Annotated in this window: 20 protein-coding genes; 10 read left to right on the forward strand and 10 right to left on the reverse strand. The window is 68.3% G+C overall.

Annotated elements, in window-relative coordinates:
* Positions 1-90: 90 nt before the first annotated feature.
* The 4 genes from holA to LV780_RS11960 all read right to left on the reverse strand — a co-directional run bounded on the left by holA (position 91) and on the right by LV780_RS11960 (position 4,735).
* Complete coding sequence (holA, locus tag LV780_RS11945; RefSeq protein ID WP_108221427.1) at positions 91-1,083, reverse strand: DNA polymerase III subunit delta; 993 nt, start codon at positions 1,081-1,083, stop codon at positions 91-93.
* Positions 1,080-1,568: an LPS assembly lipoprotein LptE gene (gene lptE / locus LV780_RS11950; RefSeq protein ID WP_011910079.1), complete on the reverse strand. Its 489-nt coding sequence runs from the start codon at positions 1,566-1,568 to the stop codon at positions 1,080-1,082. The genes holA and lptE overlap by 4 nt, the downstream gene beginning before the upstream one ends.
* On the reverse strand, positions 1,555-4,098 hold the full coding sequence (gene leuS, locus LV780_RS11955; protein ID WP_108221428.1) for a leucine--tRNA ligase: 2,544 nt from the start codon (positions 4,096-4,098) through the stop codon (positions 1,555-1,557). Before leuS ends, lptE begins: the two co-directional genes overlap by 14 nt.
* Positions 4,099-4,180: 82 nt before the next feature.
* The gene (locus LV780_RS11960) at positions 4,181-4,735 is read right to left on the reverse strand and encodes a DUF3576 domain-containing protein (protein WP_108221429.1); all 555 of its coding nucleotides are present in this window, start codon (positions 4,733-4,735) and stop codon (positions 4,181-4,183) included.
* A 284-nt stretch (positions 4,736-5,019) separates the two neighbouring features.
* Between LV780_RS11960 and LV780_RS11965 the strand changes: the two genes are divergently transcribed.
* From LV780_RS11965 to LV780_RS11975, 3 genes are all read left to right on the forward strand, one after another.
* Positions 5,020-6,012 carry a porin gene (locus tag LV780_RS11965; protein WP_108221430.1) on the forward strand — a complete coding sequence of 331 codons (993 nt, stop codon included), beginning with the start codon at positions 5,020-5,022 and terminating at the stop codon, positions 6,010-6,012.
* 223 nt (positions 6,013-6,235) lie between these two features.
* A complete protein-coding gene (locus LV780_RS11970; protein WP_108221527.1) occupies positions 6,236-8,389 on the forward strand; it encodes a tetratricopeptide repeat-containing sulfotransferase family protein in 2,154 nt (717 codons plus the stop codon).
* Positions 8,382-9,047 (forward strand): YggS family pyridoxal phosphate-dependent enzyme, encoded by a 666-nt coding sequence (locus tag LV780_RS11975; RefSeq protein ID WP_101341821.1) that lies wholly within the window; start codon positions 8,382-8,384, stop codon positions 9,045-9,047. The genes LV780_RS11970 and LV780_RS11975 overlap by 8 nt, the downstream gene beginning before the upstream one ends.
* Before the next feature lie 4 nt (positions 9,048-9,051).
* On the opposite strand, the gene LV780_RS11980 is transcribed toward LV780_RS11975, so the two are convergent.
* Together LV780_RS11980 and ribA are read right to left on the reverse strand one after the other, a co-directional pair.
* A complete protein-coding gene (locus tag LV780_RS11980; RefSeq protein WP_101341820.1) occupies positions 9,052-9,546 on the reverse strand; it encodes a L,D-transpeptidase family protein in 495 nt (164 codons plus the stop codon).
* Complete coding sequence (gene ribA, locus LV780_RS11985; protein ID WP_101341819.1) at positions 9,543-10,631, reverse strand: GTP cyclohydrolase II; 1,089 nt, start codon at positions 10,629-10,631, stop codon at positions 9,543-9,545. Before ribA ends, LV780_RS11980 begins: the two co-directional genes overlap by 4 nt.
* A gap of 150 nt (positions 10,632-10,781) precedes the next feature.
* Here ribA and LV780_RS11990 point away from each other — a divergent pair, with 150 nt between their 5' ends.
* Positions 10,782-11,468, forward strand: coding sequence for a response regulator transcription factor (locus tag LV780_RS11990; RefSeq protein ID WP_011910071.1), 687 nt, complete (start codon positions 10,782-10,784; stop codon positions 11,466-11,468).
* A 233-nt stretch (positions 11,469-11,701) separates the two neighbouring features.
* Positions 11,702-12,490 carry an exodeoxyribonuclease III gene (locus LV780_RS11995; RefSeq protein WP_011910070.1) on the forward strand — a complete coding sequence of 263 codons (789 nt, stop codon included), beginning with the start codon at positions 11,702-11,704 and terminating at the stop codon, positions 12,488-12,490.
* An 85-nt stretch (positions 12,491-12,575) separates the two neighbouring features.
* Here LV780_RS11995 and LV780_RS12000 read toward each other — a convergent pair whose 3' ends face one another.
* On the reverse strand, positions 12,576-13,199 hold the full coding sequence (locus tag LV780_RS12000; protein ID WP_108221431.1) for a TetR/AcrR family transcriptional regulator: 624 nt from the start codon (positions 13,197-13,199) through the stop codon (positions 12,576-12,578).
* 60 nt (positions 13,200-13,259) lie between these two features.
* Complete coding sequence (locus tag LV780_RS21955) at positions 13,260-13,388, reverse strand: hypothetical protein (protein WP_101341817.1); 129 nt, start codon at positions 13,386-13,388, stop codon at positions 13,260-13,262.
* Between the two features lie 432 nt (positions 13,389-13,820).
* Between LV780_RS21955 and LV780_RS12005 the strand changes: the two genes are divergently transcribed.
* Genes LV780_RS12005 through LV780_RS12020 form a run of 4 tightly spaced genes read left to right on the forward strand, consistent with a single transcriptional unit; the run spans position 13,821 to position 16,982 of the window.
* Positions 13,821-14,750, forward strand: coding sequence for an AEC family transporter (locus LV780_RS12005; RefSeq protein WP_011910067.1), 930 nt, complete (start codon positions 13,821-13,823; stop codon positions 14,748-14,750).
* 15 nt (positions 14,751-14,765) lie between these two features.
* Complete coding sequence (gene fghA / locus LV780_RS12010; RefSeq protein ID WP_108221432.1) at positions 14,766-15,596, forward strand: S-formylglutathione hydrolase; 831 nt, start codon at positions 14,766-14,768, stop codon at positions 15,594-15,596.
* Entirely contained in the window at positions 15,589-16,074 is a 486-nt protein-coding gene (locus LV780_RS12015) for a YaiI/YqxD family protein (RefSeq protein WP_108221433.1), read from the forward strand. Before fghA ends, LV780_RS12015 begins: the two co-directional genes overlap by 8 nt.
* Positions 16,071-16,982 (forward strand): ornithine cyclodeaminase family protein, encoded by a 912-nt coding sequence (locus tag LV780_RS12020; RefSeq protein ID WP_108221434.1) that lies wholly within the window; start codon positions 16,071-16,073, stop codon positions 16,980-16,982. The genes LV780_RS12015 and LV780_RS12020 overlap by 4 nt, the downstream gene beginning before the upstream one ends.
* 3 nt (positions 16,983-16,985) lie before the next feature.
* On the opposite strand, the gene LV780_RS12025 is transcribed toward LV780_RS12020, so the two are convergent.
* Positions 16,986-17,615, reverse strand: a complete 630-nt coding sequence (locus LV780_RS12025) for a cytochrome c oxidase assembly protein (RefSeq protein ID WP_108221435.1) — start codon at positions 17,613-17,615, stop codon at positions 16,986-16,988.
* A 420-nt stretch (positions 17,616-18,035) separates the two neighbouring features.
* Here LV780_RS12025 and LV780_RS12030 point away from each other — a divergent pair, with 420 nt between their 5' ends.
* Positions 18,036-18,179, forward strand: a complete 144-nt coding sequence (locus LV780_RS12030) for an entericidin A/B family lipoprotein (RefSeq protein WP_011910062.1) — start codon at positions 18,036-18,038, stop codon at positions 18,177-18,179.
* A gap of 39 nt (positions 18,180-18,218) precedes the next feature.
* Here LV780_RS12030 and lepA read toward each other — a convergent pair whose 3' ends face one another.
* Positions 18,219-20,018, reverse strand: a complete 1,800-nt coding sequence (gene lepA, locus LV780_RS12035) for a translation elongation factor 4 (protein ID WP_011910061.1) — start codon at positions 20,016-20,018, stop codon at positions 18,219-18,221.
* Positions 20,019-20,229 lie beyond the last annotated feature (211 nt).

Raw genomic sequence — 20,229 nt, forward strand, 5'->3', positions numbered from 1 at the left:
TTGTTCTGCCTGCCACAGGATCTAGCATGTTCCGCGCGAGGATTCACCCCCGGTAGAGGCATCACGGGCCGGGCCTGCGAGAATCGGCCGTCACCTGACCGTGCAGAGCCGGATCAGCGCGCGCTCCATCACGGCCATGGCGGGGGCGCGACTGGCCGAGCGGAGCGTGAGGTCCGTCTCGACCAGCAGCGTGAGAGCCTCTTCCAGCCGGCTTACGCCCCACTGGCGGGCCTGCCGCTGCATCCGCTCCTGCCGGGGGTTGAAGCCTCCCCGCCCCGGCTCCGCCCCGGCGGCGATCCGGTGCAGGCTGCGGAAATGGCGCATGGCGCCGATGCAGAGGGCCACAGCCGTGACCCCCTGCGCCTCAAGCCGGCGGACAAGCGGCGAGACTTCGGCGCGCCGCCCCTCGGCGACGGCGTGGATCACCTCGTCCACGCCCGCCTCGATCGACGCAGGCGCCATCTCAGCCACATCCGCCGACGAGAGCGGTGCGGAATCGCCAAGCTTGTAAAGCGCGAGCTTTTCCACCGTCTGCCGGAAGTCGCCCGGATCGAGGTCGCGGGCCAGCGCAGCGAGACCCGCCATCGCCGCAGGGTCGATGCGCCCGAGGCCGGCCTGCCGGAGCATCGTGTCGATCTCCTCCCGCGTGGGCGGATCGTCGTAGAGGCCGATGCAGACCGCGTTCGGATGCGCCTCGAACAGTTTTTTCAGCGCAGAGCGGCCCGTGAGTCCCCCGGCCGTCACCACCACCTGCGCGTCCCCCGGACGCCACTCCCTGAGCACCTTCCCGATCAGGTCCGCCAGACCGTCGGTGGCCTCTTCCAGCAGCACCGCACGGGGGCCATCGAAAAATCCTTTCGCCGTCATGGCGTCCATCAGCGCCGCCGGATCCCGACGCAGCTCCGAGGCGGGAATCCGGGTCAGCCGCATCTCGGCCGCGCCCTCCGCACCGATCAGGCCGAGGATCGCCTCCTGTCGTTTCAGGGCGACCCGCATCGCATCCTGCCCGAAGACAAGCAGCCCCGCGCGCGCCGGATCGGGCTTCGCAAGATAACGCACGGCCTCGGCGCCGCGCAGGATCATGCCAGCCAGCGCCCCGACGTCGCGATCAGTTGCGTCACGATCTGGTCGGCCAGGATGCGCATCAGGCGGTATTTGGCATCCTCTTCGGCCACCAGCGCCGCAACGGTCGATCCGGTCGCCGACCAGGAGGTGAAGTTGGAGACCGTCCCGCTCTGGACGACCTCTCCGCTGGCCCGCTCCACAAGCGTGAACTCGATCCGGCCGGTCAGGTTGTAGCGGGTGATGGAGTCCGACGGCGTGATGCCCACGCTGTCGATGCTGGTCGAGATCCGGTAGCGCAGGTCGAAGCGCGGCGCCTCGGGGCGGCCGATCCGCTCTTCCAGCCGCTCCACGAGGTCGAACCCGTTCTTGTCGGTCGGATCCTCCACGCGGATCGAGCCCTGCAGCTTCTCGGCCGGGCCGCCCGGCCCATAGGCCGGACGGAAGCCGCAGCCGGCCAGTGCCAGCGCGGCGAGCAGGAAGGAGCGGCGGTCAGATGACGACATTGACGATGCGGCCCGGCACGACGATCAGCTTCTTCGGAGCGCCTCCCGACAGCGCACGCTGCACAGCTTCGTCCGCCAGCACCAGCTTTTCAACCTCGGAAGCGGCCATGTCCTTCGGCACCGTGACTTCGGCCCGGCGCTTGCCGTTGATCTGGATCGGCAGGGTCACCATGTCATCGACCAGAAGCGCAGGGTCCGCCTTGGGCCAGGGCGCCTGCGCAACCAGCCCCTCGCCGCCGAGCATCGACCAGACCTCTTCCGCAAGGTGCGGCACCATCGGCGACATCAGCTGCGCCATGGTCCGCATCGCCCGCCGCTTCGCCTCGGCCCCCGCGCCCGAGCGCGACAGCGTGTTGGTGAATTCGTAGAGCTTGGCGATGGCCTTGTTGAAGGCAAAGCCCTCGATGCCCTGCGTCACCTCGGCGATGGCCTTGGCGGTGGCACGATCGAGCGCCACATCCTCGGCCGTGGGGGCGCCTTCGGCGCGCGCAATCTCGTCAGCCAGCCGCCAGACGCGGCCCAGATGCTTGAACGCCGCCTCGGCGCCCGAGGCCGTCCATTCCACGTCGCGCTCGGGCGGGCTGTCCGACATCACGAACCAGCGCGCCGTATCGGCGCCGAACTGGCTGATGATGTTCATCGGATCGACGACGTTCTTCTTGGATTTCGACATCTTGGCCGAGGGGATGATCTCGACCGGCGTGCCATCGGCGAGCTTTCCGTCGGTGACGTCCTCGGGCAGGTGATAGACCGGCCGGCCCGCAGCATCGCGGGTCAGGTAGATCTCGTGCGTCACCATTCCTTGCGTGAAGAGCGCGTTGAACGGCTCGATCGCCTTCGCGGGCAGGTGGCCGGTCTTCTGCATCGCCCGCGCGAAGAAGCGCGAGTAGAGCAGGTGCAGGATCGCGTGCTCGATGCCGCCGATATATTGATCGACGTTCATCCAGTAGTCGGCTTCCTCGGGGTCGGTGGGCGTCGTCGCACGGGGCGCGGTGAAGCGCGCGTAGTACCAGCTCGAATCGACAAACGTGTCCATCGTGTCGGTCTCGCGCCGGGCCTTGGCGCCGCATTTCGGGCAGGTGCAGTCGCGCCACGTCGGATGGCGATCGAGCGGGTTGCCCGGCACGTCGAAGGTCACGTCGTCGGGCAGGCGCACCGGCAGGTTCTCCTTCGCCTCCGGCACCACACCGCAGGTTTCGCAGTGGATGACCGGGATCGGGCAGCCCCAGTAGCGCTGGCGGCTGATGCCCCAGTCGCGCAGGCGATAGTTGGTGACGCCGCGGCCGACACCCTTCGATTCGCAGAAGTCGATGGCGGCGGCGACGGCCTCCTCGCCGGTCTGGATCTCGGCGCCCGCAAAGCCGCGGACATAAGCCACGCGCTCGGACTTCATCGGAACGAAGGCCTCGGTCAGCGGCGCCTCTTCGGTTCCTTCGGCGACGAACACCGGCGGGATCGGCAGCCCGTATTTCGAGGCGAACTCGAAATCGCGCTGGTCATGCGCCGGGCAGCCGAAAATCGCCCCCGTGCCGTAATCCATCAGGATGAAGTTCGCGATATAGACCGGCAGTTCCCAAGCGGTGTCAAAGGGATGCCGCACCCGGATGCCGGTGTCGAAACCCTTTTTCTCCGCCTTCTCCAGCGCCTCTTCCGAGGTGCCGACACGGCGGCATTCGGCGACGAACTCGGCCGCGCCCGCATCGTGCCGCTCCAGATGTTTCGCCAGCGGATGATCCGGCGAGATCGCGGCGAAGGACGCCCCCAGCAGCGTGTCGGGGCGCGTGGTGTAAACCTCGAGCCGGTCGAATCCTTCCGGCGCATTCACCGTCGAGAAGGCGAACTGCAGCCCGCGCGACTGGCCGATCCAGTTGGCCTGCATCAGCCGCACCTTCTCGGGCCAGTCCTTCAGCCTGTCCAGCGCCTCCAGCAGTTCACCCGCATAGTCCGAGATGCGGAAGAACCACTGCGTGAGTTCCCGCCGCTCGACCGGCGCGTTCGAGCGCCAGCCCTTGCCGTCGATCACCTGCTCGTTGGCGAGCACCGTCATGTCCACCGGGTCCCAGTTCACCACGGCGTTCTTGCGGTAGATCAGGCCCGCCTCGAGCATGTCGATGAACATCGCCTGCTGCTGGCCGTAATATTCCGGATCGCAGGTCGCGAACTCGCGGCTCCAGTCGATCGAGAGGCCCAGGGGCTTCATCTGCGCCCGCATGTCGGCGATGTTGCCGTAGGTCCAGTCCTTGGGGTGGCCGCCGCGCTCCATCGCGGCGTTCTCGGCGGGCATCCCGAAGGCGTCCCAGCCCATCGGATGCAGAACCGAATAGCCCGCAGCCGCCTTCTGCCGCGCCACCACATCGCCCATCGTGTAGTTGCGCACATGCCCCATGTGGATGCGCCCCGACGGATAGGGGAACATCTCGAGCACATAATATTTCGGCCGCGAGGGGTCGTGCCGCGCCGTGAAGACGCCCGCCTCATCCCAGGCGGCCTGCCAACGGCTTTCGGTTGCAGCGGGGTCGTAACGCGACATGGCGGCCTCTTCGGAACAGGGATCGCCCGCAGTTACACCGAGGCGGCGGCCGAGGTCCAGAGCCGCCCCTGCGTCCGCTCCGTCAGAGACGCGAGTCGCGCAGGCGGAGCTGCCGAGCCCGGGTCAGGATCGCATCCTCGACCGCACGCTGGGTCTCGGCCGAGACCGGACCGCCGCCCTGCCCCTGCAACGCCACCTTGAGCGAGCGCGCATCGAGCGCCGGATCCTGCACATAGACGGTCGCGCGGTAGGCCCGCCCGCCGCCCGGCGGCACGCCATAGCCGGTCGAGATCACCCCGGTGAAGGGATCGACCGACTGCACCGGCAGGAAGTTCAGCACCTCGAGCGCGGCGTTCCAGATATACTTGTTCACCTCGACGGTGGTGTCGGGATCGTCCTTGGTGCCGAACAGGTCCCACAGGCTCGAACGGCTTCCGCTGTTGGCGCCGGCCACCGTGGCGCCGCGGTTGCGCTCGGCGAACTCCGCCTGCCGCTGGGCCGCCGCCGCCTCCACCTGCCGCTCGGCCCCGCCGCCCGTGAAGCCGCTGTTTCCCCCGCCCGTCATGCCGCCGCAGGCCGAGAGCGAAAGCGCAAGCCCGACCGGAAGGGCGGCGCGCGCGAGGCGATGGAAGCTCATGAAGTCCCCCGTGTGTGACGTCCCGTGCTGTCTATCCGAGGCTCCGGACCGTGCCAAGGTTTTTCCGGCGCCGCGGTCCGGGCGGCGGGAAAGCGACTGTTTTACCGACCCTTGGACGGTTCCGCGGGCACCCTCGCGGACTGTGGCAAGACTGCACCATCATCAACGTCTTTCCCCGCAACAGGCCCGTTCCGTTTGCAATCGAGGCCATCCGGGGGGAAACAGAGGCAGGCCCACTCGGATTCCCCTGAGCTGGGGCGCAGACGAGACAAACGAGGGAAACTATGAAACAGATTCTTCTTGCGACCACGGCTCTGGTCATGACCGCGGGCGTGGCTGCGGCCGAAATCAGCTTCTCGGGCTACGCCGAGATGGGCGTCGTCGGCGGCGGCGACAACGCGCCGCTCCCGGCTGGCCGTGACACCAACGAGACCCAGTTCCACAACGACTTCAACCTCAAGGTCACCGCGACCAGCGAGACCGACACCGGCCTCGCGTTCGGCGTGAGCGTCGAAATCTCGAAGGACGAAGGCGACTCGAACGGCAACTTCACCGCCGACAACGAAGCCGCCTTCATCTCGGGCGCCTTCGGCACCCTGACCATGGGCGAAATCGACGGCGCCATGGACTGGGCGATGACCGAGAACATCGGCAACCCGGGTTCGATCGGTGACGACGAAACCACCCACGCCGGCTACTTCGGCGCCTTCGGCGACGGCAAGTACGACAACCAGATCGCCCGCTACGACTACAGCTTCGGCGACTTCGGCGTGGCCGTGTCGGCTGAACTCGACGACGACGAAGACGGCGCGAGCACCAACTACGCGGTCGGCGCGAAATGGAACGGCGACTTCGGCGGCTTCGGCATGGGCGCCGGCATCGCTTACCAGTCGTTTGAAACCGCTGGCACCGGGCTCGGCAGCCAAGGCGCCGCCCTCGTTGGTGGCGATGTTGAACTGCTCGGCGTCTCGCTGACCGGCGACTTCAACAACGGCTTCGTGGCTGGCATCGCCTACACCGACATCAGCTCGGACCTGCAGGACGGCAACCACCTCGGCCTGTCGGCCGGCTTCACCACCGGCGCCTTCCAGATCGGCGCGAACTACGGTGTGTTCGACATGGACGCGCAGGACAAGGTGAAGGGCTACGGCATCGCCGCGGCCTATGACCTCGGCGGCGGTCTGAAGCTGCACGGCGGCTACGGCGACTCCGACTTCGGCGGCGGCGATGACGACGACAACGAGACCTACTCGGTCGGCGTCTCGATGTCGTTCTGATCGGATCTCCGATCCTGAACGGAAAGAGCGGGCCTTGTGCCCGCTCTTTTCATTTTCACCGCCTGCAAGCCTCGCCTCTTGCCGCGCCAGAGAGGGACCGCCTCGGCGCAGGGAGTGCCCACCATCAGGCGGCGGACCGACAGCTCCGGCGCAGAGCTTCGGCCCAAATCGACAGCGGCGCCCCGCCGTGGTAATCGCGCGGCAGACCCTGCGGATGGATCCCATGCTGCCCCTGAACCCTGCCCACCTCCCACGGCTTCTGACCGAGGCGCTGCGCCTGCACGAGGCCGGCCGCCTGCCCGAGGCCGAGGAGCGTTACCGCTCGATGCTGGCCCTCGCGCCCGACGACGCGGCGGCGAGCTTCCACCTCGGCCGCCTGCTCGCCACCCGCCGTGCGCCCGAGGCGCTGGACCGTCTCGGCCGCGCCGCCCGGACCCGCCCGCAGGAGGCCGCCGTCTGGCAGGCCTGGAGCACCGCCGCAGCCACCTTTGGCGACAGCGCCGCCCGCCAGTCCGTGATCGAGACCGCGCGCGAGGCCCGCCTGCCTGCTCTGCTCCTGCAGCAGATCGAGGGGCGGCTCTCGGCCGGGCAGGCGAAGCCCGTGGCGCAGCCCCGCATCGGGCGCGCGGCACCCGCCGAGGTGAAGGCGCTCCTGACCGACTATCAGGCGGGGCGGATGCCGGCCGCCGAGCGGCGGGCCCTCGCGATCCTCAAGGCCGCTCCCGACTGCGCACTCGCCGCGGATGTGCTGGGCAATGCGCGGATGGCGCTCGGCCAGCCCGCAACCGCCCTCGCCGCCTTCCAGCGCGCCACGGCGCTCGAACCGGGCTGGCCGGATGGGCATCTCCATCTGGCGCAGGCGCTTCTCGCACTCGGACGCCCGGCCGAAGCGCTCGATCCGCTGGGTCGCGCCGCGAGCCTGTCCCGCAAGCCCGCCCGCGCGCTCATCCTGCTTGCGGTGACGCTGGCCCGGCTGGGCCGACCCGCGCAGGCGCTGGCGGCTCTCAAGCGCGCGGTGGCCGCCGAACCGGACCATGCCGAGGCGCACCTCCAGCTCGGGATCCTGCAGACCGACCTGCGCAATCTGGCCGAGGCCGAAGCCGCCTTCCGCGCCGCCGAGGCGGCCGGCAACCGCTCGGCCGATCTGCAGCTGCGGCTCGGGCAGGTGCGGCTGTTGCGGGGCGACGAGGCGGGGGCGGACGCCGCCTACGACAAGGGGCTCGCGCGCGAGCCCGACCATGCGATGCTGCTCTCGCGCAAGGGGCTGCTGCTGCAGGGCCGCGGCGCCTTCGCCGAGGCCGAGGCGCTGCTGCGCCGGGCGATCGCCCTCGCGCCGGATCGGGGAGAGTTCTACCGCATCCTGTCGGCGAGCCTGAAGATGACGCCCGACGACCCGCTTCTGGCCGACATGCAGCGCCGCTTCGACGACCCCGCCACGCCCGAGGCCGACCGGATGCATCTCGGCTTTGCGCTGGCCAAGGCGATGGACGACCTCAAGCGCCCCGAGAGCCTATTCGCCTATCTGCACCCGGCCAACCGGCTGATGCGCAAGGCCCACCCCTATGACATCGCCACCCGCCGGGCGGAGCTTGACGGGATCTTCAGGACCTTCGCCGATTTCACCCCCGCGCCGGCGCCCGGTGCCACGGACTACGCCCCCGTCTTCGTGACCGGCATGCCGCGCTCGGGCACGACCCTTGTCGAGCAGATCATCGCCAGCCACAGCCGCATGACCGGCGCGGGTGAGGCCGGCGTTGCCGCGCGCGAGGTGCAGAAGGTCGTGCTCGACGCCGAGGGCCGCCACCGCCGCTGGGGCGACATCCCGCCCGAAGAGGTCGCCGCCATGGGCCACCGCTACGAGGCCGAGATGCGCCGCCGCTTTCCCGACGCGGCTCAGGTCACCGACAAGTCGATCCAGACCCACGCCTGGATGGGCTTCATCGCCTCGGCCCTGCCCAAGGCGAAGTTCGTGGTCGTGCGCCGCGACCCGCGCGATACCGCGCTTTCGATCTATCGGAATGTCTTTGCCGAGAACACGCATCTCTACGCCTATGACCTGCGCGACCTCGGCCTCTACTTCCGCATGTTCGAGGAGCTGATCGACTTCTGGCGCGAAAAGCTGCCGGGGGGCTTCCACGAGATCCAGTATGAGGATCTGGTGGCCCATCCCGAAGAGGAGTCGCGCCGCCTGATCGCCGCCTGCGGCCTGCCGTGGGAGGATGCCTGCCTCAATTTCCACGAGAACACGCGCCGCGTGCAGACGCTGAGCCTCTATCAGGTGCGCCAGCCGATCTACCGCAGCTCGACCCGGGCGTGGGAGCGCCATGCCGCGGACCTCAAGGAGTTCATCGACGCGCTGGAGGGCACGAATGCTTGAGACGATCCTGAACCGCATCGCCGAGGCCGAGAAGGCCGCGGGCCGCGCGCCCGGCTCGGTCGAGCTGATCGCGGTCTCGAAGGTGCAGCCGCTCGACCGCGTGGTGGCGGTGCTCGAGGCGGGCCACCGGATCTTCGGCGAGAACTACGTCCAGGAGGCGCAGGGCAAGTGGCCCGAGCTGAGGGCGCGGTTCGGGCGCCTCTCGATCCACATGATCGGGCCGTTGCAGACCAACAAGGCCAAGGCCGCCGTCGGGCTTTTCGACGCGATCCACACGCTCGACCGGCCGTCGCTCGCCGACAAGCTGGCCCGTCTCGCGCAGGAGCGCGGCGCCTCGCCCGAACTGTTCGTGCAGGTAAACACGGGCGAAGAGCCGCAGAAGGCCGGCGTCCTGCCCGCCGACGCCGACGGCTTCATCGCCACCTGCCGCAGCATGGATCTGCCGGTCCGCGGCCTCATGTGCATCCCGCCCGAGGGCGAGGACAGCGCGCCCCACTTCGCCCAGCTGGCCGCGATCGCCGATCGGAACGGGCTCGGCGGCCTGTCGATGGGCATGAGCGGCGACTTCGAGGCGGCCATCGCCGCGGGCGCGACCCATGTCCGCGTGGGATCGGCCATCTTCGGCGCGCGCGACTACACGGCCGCCGGCCGGGCCTGAGCGGTCAGCGCACGACCAGCCGGCTCTCGGGCGTCAGGCGGTGCGCGAGCCACAGCAGGTCGGGGCGGGAAAAGGCCACGCAGCCCGCCGTCGGATGGCGCGGCCGCCGCCATGTGTGCAGGAAGATTGCCGAGCCGCGGCCCGGCACCGCCTCGGGCCAGTTCCAGTCGGTGAGCAGGATCACGTCATAGAGCGGGTCGGCGCGGCTCAGCCGTTCGTGCCCGTAGCGGTGGGGCGCGCGCACCAGCTGGTTGTAATCCACGTCGCGCGGATCATCCGACCACAGGTCTGACGGCCCGAAGGGCTGTGCCCAGTCGGGCAGCTCCGAGGCCGCGACCCGGTCCGGGCGATAGAGCAGCCCGGCGATGCGGTGCGTGCCGCGCGGCGTGGCCCCGTCTCCCTCGCGCTTCTCGTCGGTGATGCCGCCCCGCCCGATCGAGCAGGGTAGGAACCGGCGCCCGAAGTGCGCGCCCCGGCGAGTGACCACCAGATCCGTCATGCGAGATGCCCCGACTTGGCGGCCTTCGTGGCAAGATAGGCCGCGTTGAACTCGTTCCTCCCCACATGCAGCGGCACGCGCTCGGTCACGCGGATGCCGTGCGCCTCCATCATGCGGATCTTTGCCGGGTTGTTGGTCAGGAGCCGCACCGCCGCAAAGCCCATCTGCCGCAGGATGCCCGCCCCGATGCGGAAATCGCGCTCGTCATCCTCAAAGCCCAGCCGGTGGTTGGCCTCGACCGTGTCAAAACCCTGATCCTGCAACGAATAGGCGCGCATCTTGTTGGCCAGCCCGATCCCCCGCCCCTCCTGGTTGAGGTAAAGCAGCACGCCCGCCCCCTCCTCGCCCATCCGCGCCAGAGCCGAACGGAGCTGCGGGCCGCAGTCGCACTTGAGGCTGCCCAGAACGTCGCCGGTGAAGCAGGCCGAATGGAGCCGGGCAAGTACGGGCTCGGCCCTGTCGGGCTTGCCGATCTCGATGGCGTAATGCTCTTCGCCGCCGTCCTCGGGACGGAAGACATGCACGCGCCCCGCCTGCGAGGCGACCATCGGCACCCGCGCCGAGACGACCGGATGGAGAGGCGACCCGCGGCTGAGTTCCGGCTCGACCTCGGACAGCGGCAGGAGGGTCAGGGAATGCTCGGCGGCGAGCGTCATCGGATCCGGCACCGCGACCAGAACCGCCGCAGGCAACAGATGCGCCGACTTCGCCAGCGCCAGGGCGGCCCGCGCCAGCCCCGCCCCACCGCCGCGCAGGGCGCGCAGCGGCCCCTTCATCGGCAGCCGCAGATCGTCGGCCGGATCCGCCACCGCCTTCAGCCAGTCCTCGCCCGCCGCGTCCGGCAACTCGATCCGTGCAAGATCCCCGTCATAGACGCGCGCCTTGAGCGTCTCGGCCCGGCGCGCGGTGATGGCCAGCACCGGCTGCCCCAGCAGACGCAGCTCGGCCAGCCGCGCGGGCTCCAGCGCCTCGACGGCCACGGCAAGCACGCCCTGGCCGGTTTCGGTCAACACGACAGGCACGCCCATCCGCAGGTCGCCTCGGGCACGGTTCAGGCGTTCGACGATGCTGAGGGAAAGCGGCATGACGGATCCTTTCCGCATCTTCCTAGCCAGCCCTGAAGGAAATTGAAACATTCCGCCGCCCAGCGACACGAGCGCGTGAGAAATCGGCCGCAAATCTTGCCGTCTGCGGGGCGCACGCACATGTGATCACCACGAACGAAGGAGTGACGGATGGCTTCCCTGAAGAAGATTCTCTTGGTGGACGATGACGACGACCTTCGCGAGGCCCTGAGCGAACAGCTCGTGATGACCGAGGATTTCGACGTCTTCGAGGCCGCCTCGGGCGCGGAAGGCATGGAGAAGGCCAAGGCGGGTCTCTATGATCTCGTGATCCTCGACGTGGGTCTGCCGGACACCGACGGGCGCGAACTCTGCCGCCGGATGCGCAAGGCCGGGGTCAAGTGCCCGGTGATGATGCTGACGGGACATGATTCGGACAGCGACACCATTCTGGGGCTCGACGCGGGCGCAAACGACTATGTGACCAAGCCCTTCAAGTTCCCGGTGTTGCTTGCGCGCATCAGGGCGCAACTTCGTGCGCACGAACAATCAGAGGATGCAATCTTCCAGCTTGGTCCCTACAGCTTCCGCCCGGCGCAGAAGATGCTGGTGGATGAGAAGGACCGCAAGATCCGCCTGACCGAGAAGGAAACCAACATCTTGAAGTTCCTTTACCGGGCCTCACAAGGTGTTGTGGCCCGAGAGGTCCTTCTCCACGAGGTTTGGGGCTATAACGCCGGCGTCACAACCCACACGTTAGAGACGCACATCTACCGGTTGCGCCAGAAGATCGAGCCCGATCCGTCCAATGCCCGTCTTCTCGTCACCGAGTCCGGCGGGTACAGGCTGGTTGCGTGAGATCAATTTAACGATCACACTCTTCTGTATAGACTGCATGTGAAGCGGCGGGCTCGCCTGCCGCGAGAGTTCCCTCCCGTGTCGGGGTTAGAGACACGGACCCTCCCTGTTGGATCTGGCCGGGCCTCGTGCCCGGCCTTTTTTCACGCTTCGTGAAGGACCGCGCTGCGGCGGGGCGATGGACCCGCCCGGCCGCGCGGGCTAGGAAGAAGGCCCTGAGACCGGAGCCTGCCATGACCTTCACCCTCGCCACCTGGAACATCAATTCGGTCCGCCTGCGCGAGGCGCTGGTCTCGCGGCTGCTGACCGAGGAGATGCCCGACATCCTCTGCCTGCAGGAATGCAAGAGCCCGGTCGAGAAGATGCCGCTCGAGGCGTTCCGGGCGCTCGGCTACAACTGGTGCGTGGCGCGCGGGCAGAAGAGCTACAACGGCGTGGCGATCCTGTCGAAGCTGCCGCTGGTCGATGCGGGCGATCACGACTTTGCCGATCTCGGCCATGCGCGCCATGTCTCGGCGACGCTCGGGAACGGGGTCACGATCCACAACTGCTATGTGCCCGCCGGCGGCGACATCCCCGACCGCGAGCAGAACGTGAAGTTCGGGCAGAAGCTCGACTACCTCACCCGGATGCGCGACTGGTGCCGGTCCGACACGCCGCGCAAGGCCATCCTAGTGGGCGACCTCAACATCGCCCCGCGCGAGGATGATGTCTGGAATCACAAGGCGCTCCTGAAGATCGTGAGCCACACGCCGATCGAGGTGGACCATCTGAACGCGCTGATGGAGGCCGGCGCCTGGATCGACGTGACCCGCAAGGACCTGCCTGAAGGGCGGCTCTATTCCTGGTGGTCCTACCGTTCGCCGGATTGGGAGGCGGCCGACAAGGGCCGGCGGCTCGACCACATCTGGGCCACACCCGACATTGCGAACGCAGCCCACGGCAGCCGCATTCTCCGCGCGGCCCGAGGCTGGCTGCAACCCTCCGACCATGCGCCGGTGTTCGCGACCTTCGATCTCTGAGGGCCGTGTCCGGCCCGTGGCGCGCAGCGGCTCCGTGTGAGCCCCACGGCGCACGGCGGCGCAGGTTCAGCCCTGCGGCGCAGCGTCAGCCCTTCGGCGCGTAGCGGGCGAGGAACATCTCGACCACTCCGGCCACCACCCGGCGCCGCTCCCCGGCACTCACCGCCGCGCCCACGCCGAAGACGATGCGGTTGAAGAGGTCGGCCTTGCACAGCTCGGCGAACTGGTCGGCGGCAAGCTCGAGATCTTCGATGATCAATTCATGCCGCGCCACGGCCTGCCGCAGGTAATCCACGATCCTCTGGCGGACGAGGGCCGGCCCGCTCTCGTAGAACTCGTGCCCGAGCTCCGGGAACCTGTCGGCCTCGGCCACGCAGATCCGGTAGGTGCGAATCCCGAAGTCGGACAGCACGAAATCGACGATGCGAGTGGCCGCCATCGTCAGAACCTCGCGCGGGCCGAGGTCGGAGGTGATCAGCGCCACGGCCTCTTCGGCCTGCCGCAGGCACTCGGCCTTGGCGACCTCCAGAAACAGAAGCCGCTTGTCGGGAAAGTAGCTGTAGAGCGTCGCCTTGGACACGCCCGCCTCGCGCGCGATGTCATCGACGCTCGCCCCCTCGAACCCGTCGCGCAGGAACACCTTCCGGGCGCCCTCGAGCACCTGTGGCATCTTGCGGCCCTTGCGAAGCGGGATCGTGTCGGCTGGCATCGGGCTCCTCCTGCCGCCGACCTTACGCGCGCCGCAGGAGGAGCCGCAAGAACCCGCGGTTCAACCGCCGCAGGTCGTGCAGGCCTTCGGCCAGGTAAGGTGGGGAATGTCCAGCGGCAGCGCGAAGGACGGAGCCGCCAGACCCAGCACCAGCGTCAGGGTCGCAACTGTCAGGGTCAGACGTTTCATCTCGATCTCCTTGTGAACCGATCGGTTCAGTTCGAAGGTGGCGCGAGTCGCCACGAGAGGCAAGCGGAAAACGAACCGAACGGTTCACCTTGGGCATCTTGTCGCCCTGCGGCAGATCCCGCCGTCAGGATCGGGGATCCCCATCGGACGTGCGGGCGGGACGGGGAGCGAAGAAGAGGGCTGTCTGCCCCCGTCTCCGGCAGAGCCGGAGACTCCCCCGAGGATATTTGGACAGAGTGAAAGCGCAGGCGGGCGAACCCGGGGCGGCATCCGCAGAGGGCTGTTCCGGCACACGGTGGGCCGGGCGCGGAGGCGGCGAACGGGGGCCCCTGCCCGTGCGCGGCGGGTCCTTCGGGGATCCGACGATTGGCCGAGCTTGCATCCGGCCGGGCGGCGTGAAACCTTGGCGCCAACCCGAGCCGAAAGCCTGAGATGCTGCCCGTCCTTCTCGAGACCCTGCCCTTCTTCGCTCTGATCGGCATGGGCTATCTCGCCGGGCGGGCGCGGTTCTTCACCCCGGAGGCGACCTCGTGGCTGACGAAGTTCGTGTTCTACTTCGCCCTGTCGGCCATGCTCTTCCGCTTTGCGGCGAACCTGTCGCTGGCCGAGATCTGGTCGCTGCCCTTCGTGATGGCCTATCTGTCGGGATGCACCCTCGTCTATCTGCTGGCCGTGGCGGTGGCGCGGCTGCGGCGGGTAAGCACCGAGGAGGCCGCGATCGAGGGGCAGTGCGCCGTGATCGGCAACACGGGCTTTCTCGGGGTGCCGATGCTGGTCCTGCTGCTGGGGCCCGAAGCGGCCGGGCCGGTGCTGATGGTGCTGGCGATCGATCTCATCGTCTTCTCCTCGCTCATCACCCTCATCATCACCGGCGTGCGCGAGGGGCACATGAGCCTGCGCATCATCCGGGTGCTGGGCGTGGGACTGCTGAAGAACCCGATGATCGTCTCGATGGTGGCGGGGCTCGGCTGGTCGGCCACGGGCGCACCCGTTCCGGGGCCGGTCAACGAGTTCCTCGCGCTGCTGGGGGGCGCGGCCACGCCGGGCGCGCTCTTTGCCATCGGCGCCTCGCTCGCCACACGCTCGGCCGAGCGGATCGAGGTCGCGGCCTGGCTGTCGTTCTGCAAGCTCGTGCTGCATCCGCTGGCCGTGGCGGTCGCGGCGCTCCTGGTCTTTCCGGTCGAGCGGCAGGCGGCGGGCGTGATGATCGCCGCGGCCGCCCTGCCGGTGGCGGGCAACGTCTATATCCTTGCGCAGCACTATGGGGTCGCGCCGCAGCGCGTCTCGGCCTCGATCCTGATATCCACCGCGGTCAGCATCCTGACCATCACCGGCGTGATCGCCTGGGTCACGACCTTCTGAGGAGAGGAGACCACCATGAAGACCATCTCTGAGAGCCGTTGCTTTGGCGGAACGCAGGGCGTCTACAGCCATACGTCGCAGATCACGGGCTGCGACATGACCTTCGGCCTGTTCCTGCCGCCCGAGGCCGAGAACGAGGCGGTGCCGCTGGTCTGGTATCTCTCGGGCCTGACCTGCACGCATGAGAATGCGATGGTGAAGGCCGGTGCGCAGAAATGGGCGGCACTGGAGGGGCTGGCGCTGGTGTTCCCCGACACGTCGCCGCGCGGCGAGGGTGTGCCGGATGACGACAATTACGCGCTCGGTCAGGGCGCCGGCTTCTATGTCAACGCCACCGAGGCGCCCTGGTCCACGAACTTCCGCATGTGGGACTACATCACCGAGGATCTGCCGCGCGTCCTGTTTTCGGCCTTTCCGCTCGACGAGAGCCGGCAGTCGATCATGGGCCATTCGATGGGCGGGCACGGCGCGCTGACCATCGCCATGAGCTTTCCGGGGCGGTTCCGCTCGGTCTCGGCCTTCGCGCCGATCACCAACCCGACGGCGTCGGACTGGGGACGCAAGCAGCTCACGGCCTACCTCGGAGGGGATGAGAGCAAGTGGGCGCCGCACGATTCGGTCCTGCTGATGAAGAAGCGCGGCTTCGACGGGCCGATCCTGATCGACCAGGGCGCCTCGGACCAGTTCCTCGAGTCGCTCAGGCCCGAGGCGCTGGCCGAGGCGATGATGGCGCGGCGCCAGCAGGGCATCTTCCGCATGCAGCCGGGCTACGACCACAGCTACTTCTTCGTCTCGACCTTCATGGAGGACCATATCCAGTTCCACGCCGAAGCGCTCTATGGCTGAGCTCTACATCGACGCCGATGCCTGCCCGGTGAAGGCCGAGGCAGAGCGTGTGGCCGTGCGGCACGGGGCGCGGATGTATCTCGTGTCGAACGGTGGCATCCGGCCTCCGGCCCATCCGCTGGTCGAGAGCGTCTTCGTGCCCGAAGGGCCGGATGCCGCCGACAAGTGGATCGCCGACCGTGCGGGCACGGGCGATGTCGTGGTGACCTCGGACATCCCGCTCGCCGCGAAGGCCGTGGCGGCGGGGGCCCTGGTGGTCAAGCCGAACGGCGAGACGCTGACCACGGCAAATATCGGCAATGCGCTGGCCACGCGCGACCTGATGGCCGATCTGCGCTCGGCCGACCCGTTCCGGCAGGGCGGCGGTCGGCCGTTTTCCAGGGCCGACCGGTCGCGCTTTCTCGACGCACTGGAACGTGCGATGCGCAAGGCCGCGGAAGCGGCGCGCCACGCAGGACAGAAAGAGGCAGGAACATGAGCATCGAGATCATCGGCCCCGAAGCCGAGGCGCATCTGAGCTGGGACGGGCTGACCACCGCGCTCGCACAGGGCCACAAGCTGCCGCGGGCCGAGGTGTCCGACATCTTCCTCTACCGCGGCAAGGACACGCTGCTGTCGCGTGCGGCCTGGATTGACGGGCTGGGACAGCTCGTGAAGACGGCGACCATCTTTCCGGGCAACGGGGCCGCGGGCAAGCCAACGGTCAATGGCGCGGTGACCCTCTATTCCGACCGGGACGGAACGCTCGAGGCGCTGGTCGATTTCCATCTCGTGACCAGATGGAAGACGGCGGGCGACAGCCTCCTGGCGGCAAAGACCCTCGCCCGGCGCGACAGCCGCGAGATCCTGCTGGTGGGTGCGGGCAACGTGGCGCGCTCGATGATCGAGGCCTATTCGAGCCATTTCCCCGACGCGCGCTTCACGGTCTGGAATCGCTCGCCCGAGAAGGCCCGCGCGATGGAGGGGCCGCGGGTGCGGGCGACCGAGGACCTCGAGGGCGCGGTCCGGGCGGCCGACATCATCTGCACCGCCACCATGAGCCACGAGCCGGTGGTAAAGGGCGCATGGCTGAAGCCCGGCACCCATCTCGACCTGATCGGCGCCTACCGGCCCGACATGCGCGAGGTTGATGACGAGGCGATCCGGCGCGCCACCCTCTTTGTCGACTCGCGAAAGACGACGATCGGGCATATCGGCGAGATCCAGGATCCGCTCGACCGCGGCATCATCACCGAGGCCGACATCCGCGCGGATTACTACGATCTGGCCTCGGGCCTCTATGCGCGCCGGTCCGACGAGGAGATCACACTGGCCAAGAACGGGGGCGGGGCGCATCTTGACCTGATGACGGCGGCTTACATTGCCGCCATGTGGCGCCTGCGCTGAGCCTCAGCCCGCCCGCGTGAGGCGCCGCGTGAAGAGGGCGGCGCCGCCGAGATAGGGGAGAAGTCCCGCCACCGCCATCATCGCGCCTCCGAGGCGCTGGTTTCCCAGCGGATCGAGCCCGAAGGCCGTGCCGCAGATCTCGGGCGCATAAAGCAGCCGCGGCGCGAGCGTCAGAAGCACGCCCAGCATCGTCATGTGCATGAGCGAGAAGAGCATGGCGAGAAGGCCCGCCGCAGCCGCGGCCTTGCCCGGTGCAAGGCCCGGCAGCCAGACGAGGACGCCCGCCACCAGGAAGCTGGCCTGCTGCACGCGAAACAGCAGGGGATCGAGCGCGGCCGCCTCATGCAGCCGCGGCGCGTGCCAGCCCCAGACGACGGCAAGCTCGACCAGCGAAACCGCCACAGCAAGAGCGATTGGCCACTGCACGCGCAGCGGCGCCATCTGCGAGAGCCCGATTGCGACCAGCGGCGCCGCTCCGAGGATCACGCCCAGATGCAGGATCATGTGCCACGCGAAGGAAATCCGGGCGAGGTCAGGCAGCGGGCCTCCCCAAAGCGCCAGAAGCGCCGCCAGGCCTGCACCGAGCGGCACCACCCCGCCCCGCCATGTCGCTCCGCCCGCCGCGCCGTCCATCAATCCACCATCCTGTGCCCCGTCAAACCTAGTGCGCCAGGGAAAAGGGGAAGGCTGCGGATGTCCCGACCTCTCGAACAGGATCAGAGGCACCGTCGCTTCAGGTCGCTCGCGGCCGCTGGATGAGGATCCACGGCGGCAAGGGTCCGCGCGGCCCGTCGCGGATGCGAGCAGGCACAGCCCGACGCATCGGTTGACGATCGTCCCGCCGCCGCCCGCGGGCCGGCACCGAAAGCTCCCGGTCCGTGAGAGGGGGCCCCGCGGCAAGAACCGCAAGGACCGTCAGGAAGAGGGCGAGAACAAGCTGGATCATGGGCGCAGTGAGCCACAGAATCCCTAAGGACGCCTTAAGCCCGCACCGCGTCGGGAACGCCGGGGCGCCGCCGCGCGTTCGAAGGCGAGCAACCACGGAGTTACACCATGAAGAAGTCTTTCCTTCTCCTGCCGCTTCTCGCCGTCATGGGTCTGGCGGCCTGCGAAACCGTCGAAGGCGCGGGGCAGGATCTCTCGGCGGCCGGCAGCGCGATCAGCCAGGAGTCGCGCGAGGCTCAGTCCGGCATGTAACGGCCCGAAGCGGCGCCGGAAGGCGCCGCTTCCTGCACCTCAGCTGTCCATCTTCAGCGCGTTGATGAAGGCCTGCTGCGGGATCTCGACCTTGCCGAACTGGCGCATCTTCTTCTTGCCGGCCTTCTGCTTGTCCAGCAGCTTGCGCTTGCGGGTGGCGTCGCCGCCGTAGCACTTGGCCGTCACGTCCTTGCGCATCGCAGAAATCGTCTCGCGCGCGATCACCCGTCCGCCGATCGCCGCCTGGATCGGGATCTTGAACATGTGCCGCGGGATCAGCTCCTTCAGCTTCTCGACCATCGCCCGGCCACGCAGGTCGGCCCGGTCGCGGTGCACCATCATCGACAGCGCATCCACCGGCTCGTCGTTCACGAGGATCGACATCTTCACGAGGAAATCCTCGCGGTAGCCGGTGATCTGATAATCGAAGCTGGCGTAGCCCTTCGTCACCGACTTCAGCCGGTCGTAGAAGTCGAAGACCACCTCGTTCAGCGGCAGGTCATAGACCACCATCGCGCGGGACCCGGCATAGCTCAGGTCGAGCTGGATGCCGCGGCGGTCCTGACACAGCTTGAGCACGTCGCCGAGATACTCGTCGGGCACCATGATCGTGGCGCGGATGCGCGGCTCCTCGATATGGTCCACCAGGGTCAGGTCGGGCATGTCGGTGGGGTTGTGCAACTCCTGCACCGTGCCGTCGCGCATGTAGATCTGGTAGACCACCGAGGGCGCCGTGGTGATCAGATCGAGGTCATATTCCCGTTCCAGCCGGTCGCGCACGACCTCCAGATGCAGAAGGCCGAGGAAACCGCAGCGGAAGCCGAAGCCGAGCGCCGCCGAGGTCTCCATCTCGTAGGTGAAGGAGGCGTCGTTCAGGGCGAGCTTCTCGATCGCTTCACGCAAGCCCTCGAAATCGTTGGCGTCCACCGGGAAGAGGCCGCAGAACACCACCGGCTGTGCCGGCTTGAAGCCGGGCAGCGGCGCCTCGCAGCCCTTCTTCTCGTGGGTGATCGTGTCGCCCACCCGCGTGTCGCGCACCTGCTTGATCGAGGCGGTCAGCACGCCGATCTCGCCCGGCCCCAGTTCCGCGATGTCCACCATCTGCGGCTTGAGCACGGCCAGCCGGTCGATGCCATAGACCGCGCCGGTCTGCATCATCTTCACCCGGTCGCCCTTGCGGATCACGCCGTCCATCACGCGGATCATCACGACCACGCCGAGGTAGGCGTCGTACCAGCTGTCCACCAGCATCGCCTTGAGCGGCGCCTCGCGGTTGCCCTTGGGCGGCGGCAGGCGCGTGACGATCGCCTCGAGCACGTCGGGGATCCCGAGGCCCGACTTGGCCGAGATCAGCACCGCATCCGAGGCGTCGAGCCCGATCACGTCCTCGATCTGCGTCCTGACCCGGTCGGGCTCGGCCGCGGGGAGGTCGATCTTGTTCAGGACGGGGACGATCTCGTGCCCTGCATCCAGCGCCTGATAGACGTTGGCCAGCGTCTGCGCCTCGACCCCCTGCGACGCATCCACCACCAGGAGCGAGCCCTCGACCGCGCGCATCGAGCGGCTGACCTCGTAGGCGAAGTCCACATGGCCGGGCGTGTCGATCAGGTTCAGGACGTAGGTCTTGCCATCCTTGGCCGGATATTCGATGCGCACCGTGTTGGCCTTGATGGTGATGCCGCGCTCGCGCTCGATCTCCATCGAGTCGAGGATCTGGGCCTTCATGTCCCGCTCGGCCACCGTCCCCGTCAACTGGATCAGCCGGTCGGCGAGGGTGGATTTGCCGTGGTCGATGTGGGCCACGATGGAAAAGTTGCGGATGAGGTCGAGCTGGGTCATGCGCGGCGTATATCCTGTCCCGGCCCCGCCGGGAAGAGGCCAGCAAGGCCAGAAACCACGCCACGCGCCGCCGCGATTGGCGGCTCGAAGGATCCGACGGAGAAGCCTCTTCGCGCCGGGGATTACCGGGGGCAGCGGGGGAGCGATCCGGGCCCGCATGGCCGCGCGATTCTCGCCCCAGGGGCCACCGCAGCCCTCCGGGCGCGCCGCG

Source organism: Cereibacter azotoformans, assembly GCF_021391315.1.
Taxonomy (GTDB): Bacteria; Pseudomonadota; Alphaproteobacteria; order Rhodobacterales; family Rhodobacteraceae; genus Cereibacter_A; species Cereibacter_A azotoformans.